Below are 11,418 nucleotides of genomic sequence, written 5' to 3'. Positions count from 1 at the left end.
ATGCTGCATGCGAACAGGCAAGTCAATGCCTGTTGTGCTTTTTTTCAGATTTCAGGGTTTTAGACCAGTCCCATGGACTGGCGTGCCACGCCGCGCAGCGCCTGGAAGCTCTGCGACAGGGTGCGCCCGCTGGTGTCCACCGACAGGTCGGCCTTCGAATAGAAGGCGGCGCGGCCGTTCAGGATGCGGCGCAGGTCTTCCATCGCTTCCTTGCTGGCCGCCATCGGGCGGGTGTCGCCCTGCGCGGCCACGCGGCCCATGTGCTCCTCGGGCGCGGCCTGCAGCCACACGGTGGTGCAGTGCGCCAGCAGCTCGTTGAAGGTGGCCGGGTCGGACACGATGCCGCCGGGCGTGGCAATGACCACCTCGCTGTAGATCTGCACCGCTTCTTCCAGCGCCCGGCGCTCGTAGCGGCGGTAGGCGTTGGTGCCGTACAGGTCGTGGATCTCGCGCACGCTGCAGCCCGCGAGCTTCTCGATCTCGCGGCTCAGCTCGATGAACGGAATCTCCAGGTCTTCGGCCAGCATCTGCCCCAGCGTCGACTTGCCCGCGCCGCGCAGCCCCACCAGCGCAATGCGCCGGTGCCGCGCCGGGTCGACCGAGGCCGTGCCCAGCAGCTCGCCGAGCGCCACGCGCACGCGGCGCAGGTCGGCTTCGCTGCGGTGCTCGAGCAGCTCGCGGATCAGCAGCCACTCGGGCGAGCTGGTCGTCACGTCGCCCACCAGCTCGGCCAGCGAGCAGTGCAGCGCGCCGGCCACCTGCTGCAGCACCAGGATCGACGCGTTGCCGATGCCGTACTCGAGGTTGGCCAGGTGGCGCTCCGACACGTCGGCCGCGATGGCCACCGCCTTGCGCGTGAGGCCGCGCTGCGCGCGCAGGTTGCGCACGCGGTCGCCCAACGCCGCCAGCAGCGGGTTCTTCGCCTCCCCTGCCGTGGCGTTGGCTTGGGCGCCATTGCCGGCGCCTTCCGGCGCGGTGGCCAGCGCCGCGTCTACATGCTCGTTCATGCCATTCCTCGTTCTTCGCCGGGATTGTGCGCGCTCAGGGTAAACACCATATATGCACTATATTGCTTGACACTCATTGTCTCGATGCTTATTGTTCGGCCACAAGCAAGATACTGCACACGCAGCATTCACGCAAGGTAGTTCCAAAGTTCGAGGCCCCACGATGTCCGACAGCAGCAACCCAGCCACCGGCAAGGCAGCATTTCACCAGTTGATCGCCGGCCTGACCGCCCAGATCGACGGCAAGCCGCTCGACAGCGCGCTCGACCAGTGGCTCAACGCCACCCACGGCGCGGGCAGCGCCAGCTTCGAGCAGCTGCGCCAGGCCTGCATCGGCGGCGTCGCCGAAGGCTGGTTGTGCGAGCGCGAGGGCGGCGGCATCAGGTACGGCCGCGTCTTCAAGGCCGAGGACGCCCTGCACCGCTTCTCGGTCGACGTGGTCGACATGCAGGACATCGCCGGCCCGCACCACACTCACCCCCACGGCGAGATCGACCTGATCATGCCGCTGGACGACCACCCCGCCACCTTCGACGGACGGCCCGCGGGCTGGTGCGTCTACGGCCCGGGCACCGCACACCGCCCGACCGTGGCCCAAGGCCGCGCGCTCGTTCTCTACCTGCTGCCCGAAGGGCAGATCAAGTTCTCCTGATGACCGAACTCCTCCCCAACTACGTCGCCGGCCGCTGGCAGGCCGGATCGGGCGCCGGCACGCCCCTGTTCGACCCGGTGCTGGGCACCGAACTCGCGCGTGTCGACGCCACCGGCCTCGACCTGCCCGAAGCCTTTGCCTTCGCCCGCGAACAGGGCGGCAACGCACTGCGCGCCCTCACCTACCGCCAGCGCGCGGGGCTGCTCGGCGCCATCGTGAAAGTGCTGCAGGCCAACCGCGACGCGTACTACGAGATCGCCACCGCCAACTCCGGCACCGTGAAGAACGACTCGGCCGTCGACATCGACGGCGCGATCTTCACCGTGGGCCAGTACGCCAAGTGGGGCGACACGCTCGGCGACGTGCGCGCGCTGCGCGACGGCGAGGCCGTGAAGCTCGGCAAGGAGCCGGTGTTCCAGTCGCAGCACCTGCAGGTGCCCACGCACGGCGTGGCGCTGTTCATCAACGCCTTCAACTTCCCTTCGTGGGGCCTGTGGGAAAAGGCGGCGCCCGCGCTGCTGTCCGGCGTGCCCGTGATCGTGAAGCCCGCCACGGCCACCGCCTGGCTCACGCAGCGCATGGTGCGTGACGTGGTCGACGCGGGCGTGCTGCCCGCCGGTGCGCTGTCCGTCGTCTGCGGCAGTTCGGCCGGCCTGATGGACGCGCTGCAGCCCTTCGACGTGGCCTCGTTCACCGGCTCGGCCGAAACGGCCGCCATCATCCGCTCGCACCCCGCCGTGGCCGAGCGCTCGGTGCGCGTGAACATCGAGGCCGACAGCCTGAACAGCGCCCTGCTGCTGCCCGGTGCCGCGCCCGGCAGCGACGCCTTCAACCTGCTCGTGCGCGAAGTGGTGCGCGAGATGACGGTCAAGTCGGGCCAGAAGTGCACCGCCATTCGCCGCATCCTGGTGCCGGCCGAGGTGTACGACGCCGCGGCCGAAGCCATCGGCGCCAAGCTCGCCGGCGTGAGCGTGGGCAACCCGCGCAACGAGAGCGTGCGCATGGGCTCGCTGGTGAGCCGCGCGCAGCTCGATGCGGTGCGCGACGGCCTCGACGCACTGGCTTCGCAGACCACCGTGCTGCACGACAGCCGCAACAAGCCCCTGGTCGATGCCGACCCGAAGGTGGCCGCCTGCATCGGCCCCGTGCTGCTGGGCGCGCGCGACGCCGACGCGGCACAGCGCGTGCACGACGTGGAAGTGTTCGGCCCCGTGGCCACGCTGCTGCCGTACCGCGACCTGGCGCACGGCATGGCGCTGGCGCACCGCGGCCAGGGCTCGCTCGTCACCTCGCTGTACGGCAGCGACGACGCCGCGCTGGCGCAGGTCGCTTTGTCGGTCGCCCCGAGCCACGGCCGCGTGCACGTCGTCACCCCCGAGGTGGCGCAGGCCCACACCGGCCACGGCAACGTGATGCCGATGTCGCTGCACGGCGGCCCCGGCCGCGCGGGCGGCGGAGCCGAGCTCGGCGGGCTGCGCGCGCTCGACTTCTATCACCGCCGCAGCGCGGTGCAGGCGAGCCCCGGCGTGCTCGCCGCGCTCGGCCTCTAGAACAAACACCCGGCCGAAGGAGACAAGACATGACCCTGCCCACACGATTCAACTTCGCCGAGCACCTGTTCGCCCTCAACCGCGGCCGCGCCGAGCGCACCGCCTACATCGACGACCGCGGCACGCTGAGCTACGGCCAGCTCGAAGACCGCGCGCGCCGCCTGGCCGCCGCGCTGAAGGCAGCGGGCATCCGGCGCGAGGAGCGCGTGCTGCTGCTCATGCTCGACAGCCACGACTGGCCCGTGAGCTTCCTGGGCTGCCTGTATGCGGGCATCGTGCCGGTGGCCGTCAACACGCTGCTCACGCCCGACGACTACGCCTACATGCTCGACCACAGCCGCGCGCAGGCCGCGCTGGTGTCGGGGGCCTTGCTGCCGGTGCTGCAGGAGGCGATGGCGCGCGGCGGCCACGAGGTGCAGACGCTGATCGTGTCGCAGCCCACGGGCGCGCTGCCGTTGCCCGAGGGCGCGAAGGAATTCGAGGCCGCGCTGGCCGCCGCCGCGCCCCTGGCCGCGCCGGTGACCACCGCATCGGACGACCCCGGCTTCTGGCTCTACTCGTCGGGCTCCACCGGCAAGCCCAAGGGCACGGTGCACACGCAGGGCAACCTGTGGTGGACGGCCGAGCTGTTCGGCAAGCCGGTGCTCGGCCTCACGGAAGCCGACATCTGCTTCTCGGCCGCCAAGCTCTACTTTGCGTACGGCCTGGGCAACGCGCTGACCTTCCCGCTGTCGGTGGGCGCCACCGTGGTGCTGATGGCCGAGCGGCCCACGCCCGACGCCACCTTCCGCCGCTGGGTGGAGCACCAGCCCACCGTGTTCTTCGGCGCGCCCACGGGCTTCGCCGGCATGCTCGCATCGCCCAGGCTGCCCGCGCGCGAAGCCGTGGCGCTGCGCATGTGCTCGTCGGCCGGCGAGGCGCTGCCGGGCGAGATCGCGCAGCGCTTCAAGTCGCACTACGGCTGCGACATCATCGACGGCATCGGCTCGACCGAGATGCTGCACGTGTTCATCTCCAACCGCCCCGGCGACGTGCGCTACGGCACCACCGGCAAGCCGGTGGACGGCTACGAGATCGAGCTGCGCGGCGAGGACGGCCGCCCCGTGGGCGACGGCGAAGTGGGCGACCTCTACATCCGCGGGCCGAGCTCGGCGCTCATGTACTGGACCAACCGCGAGAAGTCGCGCGACACCTTCCAGGGCGGCTGGACCAAGAGCGGCGACAAGTACACGCGCGACGCCGACGGCTACTACACCTATGCGGGCCGCAGCGACGACATGCTGAAGGTCAGCGGCATCTACGTGTCGCCGTTCGAGGTCGAGTCGACGCTGATGCAGCACCCCGCCGTGCTCGAGGCCGCCGTCATCGGCAAGGAAGACGCCGAGGGGCTGACCAAGACCAAGGCCTTCGTGGTGCTGAAGGACGGCGGCGCGGCCACCGAGGAAGAGCTGAAGGCCTTCGTGAAGGAACGCCTCGCGCCGTACAAGTACCCGCGCTTCCTGGAGTTCGTGAGCGAGCTGCCGAAGACGGCGACGGGGAAGATCCAGCGGTTCCGGTTGCGTGAGAAGGAAAAGCAGGCATGACGCGCGCCCGGTCTTGCCTTGCTCCCTCCCCTCCCGGAGGAGGGCTGGGGTGGGGGCGCGCGGCCTTTGCATACGCATTGCCTTTGCCGACGCCGCTTGCCCCCATCCCAACCTTCCCCCGGAAGGGGAAGGAGCAACAGCCAGAGGCAACGCCATGAACACGCCCGACTTCGCCACCATCGACTGGCACGGCCGCCCCGTGCGCATCGAGTGCCAGTGGATCGCTCCCGAGCGCACCGGCGCCCCGCTCATCGTCTTCCTCCACGAAGGCCTCGGCTCCGTCGCCATGTGGAAGGACTTTCCCGCGCAGCTGTGCGACGCCGCCCACGCGCGCGGCCTGGTGTTCTCGCGCCCCGGCTATGGCCGCTCCACCCCGCGCGCCGACGACGAGATCTGGGACGTCGACTTCATGCACCGCCAGGCGCACGAGGTGCTGCCCGCGCTCTTCGCCGCGCTGCAACTCGGCGATGAGAAGCCCTGGCTCTTCGGCCACAGCGACGGCGGCTCGATCTCGCTGCTGTACGCCTCGCGCTTCCCCGACAAGGTCGAAGGCCTCGTCGTGCTCGCGCCGCACATCTTCGTGGAAGACGTGACGGTGGAGAACATCGAGAAGGCGCGCACCGCCTACCTGGGCACCGACCTGCCGAAGAAGCTGGGCCGCTACCACGACAGCGCCGACTCCGCCTTCTGGGGCTGGAACCGCATCTGGCTGCACCCGCCCTTCCGGCAATGGAACATCGAGCAGGAACTCGACACCCTCCGCTGCCCCGTGCTCGCGGTGCAGGGCATCGACGACGAGTACGGCACGCTCGCGCAGATCCGCGGCATCGCCGCGCGCGTCGGCGGCTGCGAGCTGCTCGAAATCCCGGAATGCGGGCATTCCCCGCATCGCGATCAGCCGGATCGTGTCATCGTCGCGGCCACTTCTTTCATCACCAAAAACAGGAGACAGATTCCATGACCATTCGCACCGCACGCCTGGCCCTCACCGCCATCGCCTTCGCCGCGCTGGCCTCCGCCGCCGGCGCCCAGGGCACGGGCAAGCTCAAGGTCGGCCTCATGCTGCCCTACAGCGGCACCTACACCGCGCTGGGCGTGGCCATCGAGAACGGCTTCAAGCTCTACGTGGACGAACAGGGCGGCAAGCTCGCCGGCCGCGAGATCGAATACTTCAAGGTCGACGACGAGTCCGACCCCGCCAAGGCCACCGACAACGTCAACAAGCTCATCAAGCGCGACAACGTCGACGTGATCGTGGGCACCGTGCACTCCGGCGTGGCCATGGCCATGGCCAAGGCCGCGAAGGAAAGCGGCACCGTGCTGATCGTGCCCAACGCCGGCGCCGACGCCGTGACCGGCCCGATGTGCGCGCCCAACATCTTCCGCAGCTCGTTCAGCAACTGGCAGCCGGCCTACGCCATGGGCGAAGTCGCGGCCAAGAAGGAAGGCAAGAAGAAGGCGATGACCATCACCTGGAAGTACGCGGCCGGCGACGAGTCGGTCAACGGCTTCAAGGAAGGCTTCGAGAAGAACGGCGGCAAGGTCGACAAGCAACTCACGCTGCCCTTCCCCAACGTGGAGTTCCAGGCGCTGCTGACCGAGATCGCGGCGGCCAAGCCCGATGCGGTGTACGCCTTCTTCGCGGGCGGCGGCGCGGTCAAGTTCGTCAAGGACTACCAGGCCGCCGGCCTGAACAAGACCATTCCGCTGTACGGCCCCGGCTTCCTGACCGACGGCACGCTCGACGCACAGGGCGAGTCCGCGCAAGGCATGCTGACCACGCTGCACTACGCCGACGGCCTGAACACGCCGCGCGACACCGCCTTCCGCACCGCCTATGCCAAGGCGTTCAAGCTGCAGCCCGACGTGTATGCGGTGCAAGGCTACGACGCCGCGCAGATGCTGGGCGTGGGCCTGAACGCCACCAAGGGCGACATCTCGAAGAAGGCCGACTTCGCGGCCGCGGTCGAGAAGGCGAAGATCGACAGCCCGCGCGGCACCTTCACGGTGAGCAAGTCGCACAACCCGGTGCAGGACATCTACCTGCGCAAGGTCGACGGCAAGGAGAACAAGCTGGTGAACACCGCCATCAAGGGCCTGGCCGACCCGGCACGCGGCTGCCGCATGTAAGCAGCAGGGCCGCAAGGCCTGCCCTGCTTTTTCGATCGACTCTCTCGTTTCCTCGCGGCCCTGACCGAGTTCACGGGCCGCGAGCCGCCTTGCGGCAACCACATTCAACTGGGATCTCACACGGTGGATTTCGGAACCTTCCTCGTCCAGTGCCTGAACTCCGTTCAGTACGGACTCCTGCTCTTCCTCGTGGCCTCGGGGCTGACGCTGATCTTCGGGATCATGGGCGTCATCAACCTCGCGCACGGCAGCTTCTACATGATCGGCGCGTACATGGCGTTCGCGCTGGCGCCGCTGTTCGGCGACCAGTTCCTCTTGATGCTGGTGGCCGGCGTGGTGCTCGCCGCCATCTTCGGCTACCTGCTGGAGTGGGCCTTCTTCAGCTACCTCTACCAGCGCGACCACCTGCAGCAGGTGCTGATGACCTACGGGCTCATCCTGGTGTTCGAGGAGCTGCGCTCCATCCTGGTGGGCAACGACGTGCACGGCGTGAAGGTGCCCGCCTGGCTCGACGGCAGCTTCGCGCTGGGCAACGTCATGAGCTACCCGTGGTATCGCCTGTTCGCCTCGGCCGCCTGCATCGTGCTGGCCGTGGCGCTGTACTGGGTGGTCAACCGCACGCGCCTGGGCATGATGATCCGCGCCGGCGCGAGCAACCGCGACATGGTGCGCGGCCTGGGCATCGACGTGAAGCGGCTCTACCGCATCGTGTTCGCGGCCGGCGTGGCGCTGGCGGCACTGGCCGGCATGATCGCCGCGCCCATGTCCTCCGTGTACCCCAACATGGGCGCCAGCGTGCTCATCATCTGCTTCGTGCTGGTGGTGATCGGCGGCATCGGCTCGATCACCGGCGCGCTGGTGGCCTCGCTGCTGGTGGGCTTCGTCGACACCTTCGGCAAGGTGTTCTTCGCCGACCTGAGCGGCATCGGCATCTACCTGCTGATGGCCATCGTGCTCATCTGGAAGCCTGAAGGGCTGATGGGGAGAAGGCCATGACAGGCATGAAGAAGAGTGCCTTCCTGGTGCCCGTGGTGTGCGCCATCGCCATCGGCGTGGCCGGCCCGTTGATGGGCAACTACGCGTCGGACTTCGTCGTGAAGATCATGATCCTGTCGATCTTCGCGCTGAGCCTGGAACTGCTGGTCGGCATGACCGGCCTGGTGAGCCTGGGCCATGCGGCGTTCTACGGCATCGGTGCCTACGTGACCGTGCTGGCCTCGGGCAGCGACGGCGGCAACTTCGCGCTGCTGCTGCCGCTGGCCATGGGCGCCGCGGCGTTGTACGCGCTGTTCGTGGGCGCCCTGAGCCTGCGCACGCGCGGCGTGTACTTCATCATGGTGACGCTGGCCTTCGCGCAGATGGCCTTCTTCGTGTTCCACGACACCAAGGTCGGCGGCGGCAGCGACGGCATCTACATGTACGTGCGCCCCGCCATCGGCGCGCTCGACCTGGAGAACCGCACCGTGCTGTTCTACGTGGTGCTGGCGTCGCTGGTGTTCACCTACGCCCTGCTGGCGCTGGTGCGCCGCTCGCGTTTCGGCGCGGCGCTGGCCGGCATTCGCGTGAACGAGCAGCGCATGCGCGCGGCGGGCTTCTCCGTGTACGGCTACAAGCTCGCGGCCTTCGTGCTGGCCGGTGCGCTGGCCGGACTCGCGGGCTTCCTGCTGGCCTCGCGCGACGGCGTGGTCAACCCCGAGCTGATGGCCTGGCACAACTCGGGCGAGGTGCTGCTGATGGTGATCCTCGGCGGCATGGGCCACCTGCGCGGCGCGGTGATCGGCGCCATCGCCTTCACCCTGCTGAAGGAAATCTTCTCCACGCATGCCGTGATGGGGCCGCTGGCGGACCACTGGCAATTGACGCTGGGCCTGACCATCATCTTGTTCGTGGCGCTGCTGCCGAAGGGCCTGATCGGCCTGGTGAAGCGGCTGTCGCCGAAGGAGGCCGCATGACCTGCGTCGGTCTTCTGACTTTCTACCTCCCCTCCCGGGGGAGGGCCGGGGTGGGGGCGCGCGGCCTCCAACGCCGCGCGGCGACAAAGGCCGCTTGCCCCCATCCCCACCTTCCCCCGGAAGGGGAAGGAGCCACACCATGACCGCACTCCTCTCCGTCGACAAGCTCACGCGCCGCTTCGGCGGCCTCACCGCCGTCAACGCCGTCACGCTCGACCTGCACGTGGGCGAAGTGCATGCCGTCATCGGCACCAACGGCGCCGGCAAGTCGACGCTCATCAACATGCTCTCGGGCGAGATCGAGGCCTCCGAAGGCCGCATCGCGCTCGACGGCGTCGACATCACCGGCCGCGCGCAGTCGAAGCGCGCGCGCGACGGCGTGGGCCGCAGCTACCAGCGCACGACCATCTTCCCGGAGTTCACGGTGCACGAGAACTGCCGCCTCGCCGCGCAGGCCGCCACGCCCAGGCCCTGGGCGTTCTGGCAGTCGTCGCAGGCCTGCGCCACCAGCACCGCGTCGGCCGACGCCGCGCTCGAAGCGGCCGGCCTCGCGCACGAGGCCAGGCGCATTGCCGGCACCATGAGCCACGGCGCGCAACGCCAGCTCGAAGTGGCCATGTGCCTGGCCACCAACCCGCGCGTGCTGCTGCTCGACGAGCCGCTCGCCGGCATGGGTGCCGAGGAAACCGACCGCATGCTCACCCTGCTCGCGCGGCTGAAGGCCACGCACGCCATCCTGCTGGTGGAGCACGACATGGACGCCGTGTTCCGCATTGCCGACCGAATCACCGTGATGGTCAACGGCACCGTGATCGCCACGGGCAACCCGCGGGAGATCCGCGAGAACCCCGAAGTGCGCACGGCCTATCTGGGCGAGGAACAACACTGATGCTGATCGTTCGCGACCTCAACACCTGTTACGGCAACAGCCACATCCTGCGCGGGGTGCACGCCGGCATTCCGGCGGCCACCTCGGTCGGCCTGCTCGGGCGCAACGGCATGGGCAAGACCACGCTGATCCGCACCGTCATGGGCTACGTGCGCCCGGCTTCGGGTGAAGTGCAGGTCGACGGCCGCACCGTCACCGGCCTGCCGCCCGAGAAGATGGCGCGCCTGGGCATCGGCTACGTGCCCGAGGGCCGTGGCATCTTCCCGAACCTGTCGGTGCGCGAGAACCTCGTGATGAGCGAACGCGCCGGCATCGACGGCCGCCGCGCCTGGACCTTCGACCGCGTGATGGCCACCTTCCCGCGCCTGTCGGAGCGGCTGTCGCACGGCGGCCAGCAGCTTTCGGGCGGCGAGCAGCAGATGCTGTCGATCGGCCGCGCGCTCATGACCAACCCGCGCCTGCTCATCTTGGACGAAGCCACCGAAGGCCTCGCGCCGCTGATCGTGGCGGAGATCTGGCGCGTGATCGGCGAAATCCGCGCCACCGGCATCGCCACGCTGATCGTCGACCGCGACTACCGCAAGGTGCTGGCGCACACCGATCTGGCGGTGGTGATGGAGAAGGGGCAGATCGTGCGGCACGGGGCGTCGGCGGATCTGCTGGCGCAGCCGCAGGCGCTGGAGGAGCTGCTGGGCGTTTGAGGGCCGACGCCCGGCACGACGGAAGATCAGTCGTCGTCTCTTTTCAAGAGCCTTCGAATTTCGCCTTCGGCGATCTCGCGGTGATGTGCAGAGTCTTCGAGCAGCAGGTACGCCTCGTACTTCTCGACGGCTTGCGCGAGCTCGCCAACATCTTCGAGCTGGCACGCCTCGAACATGAAGCGGGTGAGCCGCTTGTTGGACTCCGGATACGGTGAAGGCTCGCTCAGGTAGGCCGGTTTCAGCTCCGGTCGAAGCATGTGGATCTTTTGTTCGATCTCGAAAATCGCGGCAAGGATCTCGCCGACCTGATGGATGTTCTCGCGAACGGGTTCGAGCTGGGCGTCCCGCATCTCGGAGGCGGCACTGTCGAGCAACCTCGCGGCCACGGTGAGGAGTCGGTGAATGGATTCCGGCGATGCCATAGGGACCGCCGGTTCAATGCGTCGCTTGCGACGCCGCATCAGCCGGCGCTCGCAACCAATAGCACTCCCCCGTTCCCGGAACGTTGCGCACGACGAAGCCGCGTCGTTCCAGGACACGCCGGAGCTTGAGATTCGGGTTGGCGCAATGCACCGCATGAACTCGCCATTCGACGAAGGCCAGGCCTTGGCGCCTGGCATAGCGGCTGGCCAGCGACGCCACGCTCGGCAATGCGCCTTCGCCGCCGCCGTCGATGTGGGCAAGCTCCATGACCAGCGCATCGCCATCGACCTTGAACCGGCCGAGCATGTCGGCACTGCCCGCCTTGAACACCAGCGGCTCGTCTCTCAGGACGAGGGCCTGGAACTCTTCATTCGGCAGTTGAAGAACTTCGTCGACGGTGTAGCCCTCGAGCAGGATCTCTGACATGCGCAACCCCCTTCGTAGCTGGAAAAGTATTCGTCAGGAAGCGTAACCGAAGGCCTTGACCACCGGGTTTCACCTCTGTCCTGCGACAGTGCGACAGCCGAATGA

General features: G+C 68.4%; 12 protein-coding genes. 9 read left to right on the top strand and 3 right to left on the bottom strand.

Annotation, left to right across the window (positions count from 1 at the left end):
* Positions 1–59: 59 nt before the first annotated feature.
* Positions 60–1,007, bottom strand: a complete 948-nt coding sequence (locus BM004_RS33870) for a helix-turn-helix transcriptional regulator (protein ID WP_093220095.1) — start codon at positions 1,005–1,007, stop codon at positions 60–62.
* A gap of 163 nt (positions 1,008–1,170) precedes the next feature.
* Here BM004_RS33870 and BM004_RS33865 point away from each other — a divergent pair, with 163 nt between their 5' ends.
* From BM004_RS33865 to BM004_RS33825, 9 genes are all read left to right on the top strand, one after another.
* A complete protein-coding gene (locus tag BM004_RS33865) occupies positions 1,171–1,659 on the top strand; it encodes a 4-hydroxylaminobenzoate lyase (RefSeq protein ID WP_093134525.1) in 489 nt (162 codons plus the stop codon).
* Positions 1,659–3,209, top strand: a complete 1,551-nt coding sequence (locus tag BM004_RS33860; RefSeq protein ID WP_093220092.1) for a 3,4-dehydroadipyl-CoA semialdehyde dehydrogenase — start codon at positions 1,659–1,661, stop codon at positions 3,207–3,209. Before BM004_RS33865 ends, BM004_RS33860 begins: the two co-directional genes overlap by 1 nt.
* A gap of 29 nt (positions 3,210–3,238) precedes the next feature.
* The gene (locus BM004_RS33855) at positions 3,239–4,792 is read left to right on the top strand and encodes a benzoate-CoA ligase family protein (RefSeq protein WP_093220089.1); all 1,554 of its coding nucleotides are present in this window, start codon (positions 3,239–3,241) and stop codon (positions 4,790–4,792) included.
* Positions 4,793–4,946: 154 nt separating this feature from the next.
* A complete protein-coding gene (locus tag BM004_RS33850) occupies positions 4,947–5,753 on the top strand; it encodes an alpha/beta fold hydrolase (protein WP_093220087.1) in 807 nt (268 codons plus the stop codon).
* Complete coding sequence (locus BM004_RS33845) at positions 5,750–6,922, top strand: ABC transporter substrate-binding protein (protein WP_093134514.1); 1,173 nt, start codon at positions 5,750–5,752, stop codon at positions 6,920–6,922. Before BM004_RS33850 ends, BM004_RS33845 begins: the two co-directional genes overlap by 4 nt.
* Before the next feature lie 123 nt (positions 6,923–7,045).
* The gene (locus tag BM004_RS33840; protein ID WP_021004792.1) at positions 7,046–7,918 is read left to right on the top strand and encodes a branched-chain amino acid ABC transporter permease; all 873 of its coding nucleotides are present in this window, start codon (positions 7,046–7,048) and stop codon (positions 7,916–7,918) included.
* Complete coding sequence (locus BM004_RS33835; protein ID WP_093134512.1) at positions 7,915–8,874, top strand: branched-chain amino acid ABC transporter permease; 960 nt, start codon at positions 7,915–7,917, stop codon at positions 8,872–8,874. The genes BM004_RS33840 and BM004_RS33835 overlap by 4 nt, the downstream gene beginning before the upstream one ends.
* A gap of 139 nt (positions 8,875–9,013) precedes the next feature.
* Positions 9,014–9,763 (top strand): ABC transporter ATP-binding protein, encoded by a 750-nt coding sequence (locus BM004_RS33830; protein ID WP_093220084.1) that lies wholly within the window; start codon positions 9,014–9,016, stop codon positions 9,761–9,763.
* Positions 9,763–10,464, top strand: coding sequence for an ABC transporter ATP-binding protein (locus tag BM004_RS33825; RefSeq protein ID WP_093220082.1), 702 nt, complete (start codon positions 9,763–9,765; stop codon positions 10,462–10,464). Before BM004_RS33830 ends, BM004_RS33825 begins: the two co-directional genes overlap by 1 nt.
* A gap of 26 nt (positions 10,465–10,490) precedes the next feature.
* On the opposite strand, the gene BM004_RS33820 is transcribed toward BM004_RS33825, so the two are convergent.
* Positions 10,491–10,886: a hypothetical protein gene (locus tag BM004_RS33820; protein ID WP_093334572.1), complete on the bottom strand. Its 396-nt coding sequence runs from the start codon at positions 10,884–10,886 to the stop codon at positions 10,491–10,493.
* 13 nt (positions 10,887–10,899) lie between these two features.
* Complete coding sequence (locus BM004_RS33815; protein ID WP_093220077.1) at positions 10,900–11,313, bottom strand: hypothetical protein; 414 nt, start codon at positions 11,311–11,313, stop codon at positions 10,900–10,902.
* Positions 11,314–11,418 lie beyond the last annotated feature (105 nt).

The sequence above is a fragment of the Variovorax sp. OK212 genome (genome assembly GCF_900112425.1).
GTDB lineage: Bacteria > Pseudomonadota > Gammaproteobacteria > Burkholderiales > Burkholderiaceae_C > Variovorax.
The sequence above is the reverse complement of the archived record's forward strand: the minus strand, read 5'-3'. Positions and strand labels throughout refer to the sequence as shown.

Coding starts and splice junctions, on each gene's coding strand:
- BM004_RS33860 (WP_093220092.1), top strand. CDS start 1,659: ATGACCGAACTCCTCCCCAACTACGTCGCCGGCCGCTGGCAGGCCGGA.
- BM004_RS33845 (WP_093134514.1), top strand. CDS start 5,750: ATGACCATTCGCACCGCACGCCTGGCCCTCACCGCCATCGCCTTCGCC.
- BM004_RS33855 (WP_093220089.1), top strand. CDS start 3,239: ATGACCCTGCCCACACGATTCAACTTCGCCGAGCACCTGTTCGCCCTC.
- BM004_RS33825 (WP_093220082.1), top strand. CDS start 9,763: ATGCTGATCGTTCGCGACCTCAACACCTGTTACGGCAACAGCCACATC.
- BM004_RS33835 (WP_093134512.1), top strand. CDS start 7,915: ATGACAGGCATGAAGAAGAGTGCCTTCCTGGTGCCCGTGGTGTGCGCC.
- BM004_RS33830 (WP_093220084.1), top strand. CDS start 9,014: ATGACCGCACTCCTCTCCGTCGACAAGCTCACGCGCCGCTTCGGCGGC.
- BM004_RS33850 (WP_093220087.1), top strand. CDS start 4,947: ATGAACACGCCCGACTTCGCCACCATCGACTGGCACGGCCGCCCCGTG.
- BM004_RS33815 (WP_093220077.1), bottom strand. CDS start 11,313: ATGTCAGAGATCCTGCTCGAGGGCTACACCGTCGACGAAGTTCTTCAA.
- BM004_RS33865 (WP_093134525.1), top strand. CDS start 1,171: ATGTCCGACAGCAGCAACCCAGCCACCGGCAAGGCAGCATTTCACCAG.
- BM004_RS33870 (WP_093220095.1), bottom strand. CDS start 1,007: ATGAACGAGCATGTAGACGCGGCGCTGGCCACCGCGCCGGAAGGCGCC.
- BM004_RS33820 (WP_093334572.1), bottom strand. CDS start 10,886: ATGGCATCGCCGGAATCCATTCACCGACTCCTCACCGTGGCCGCGAGG.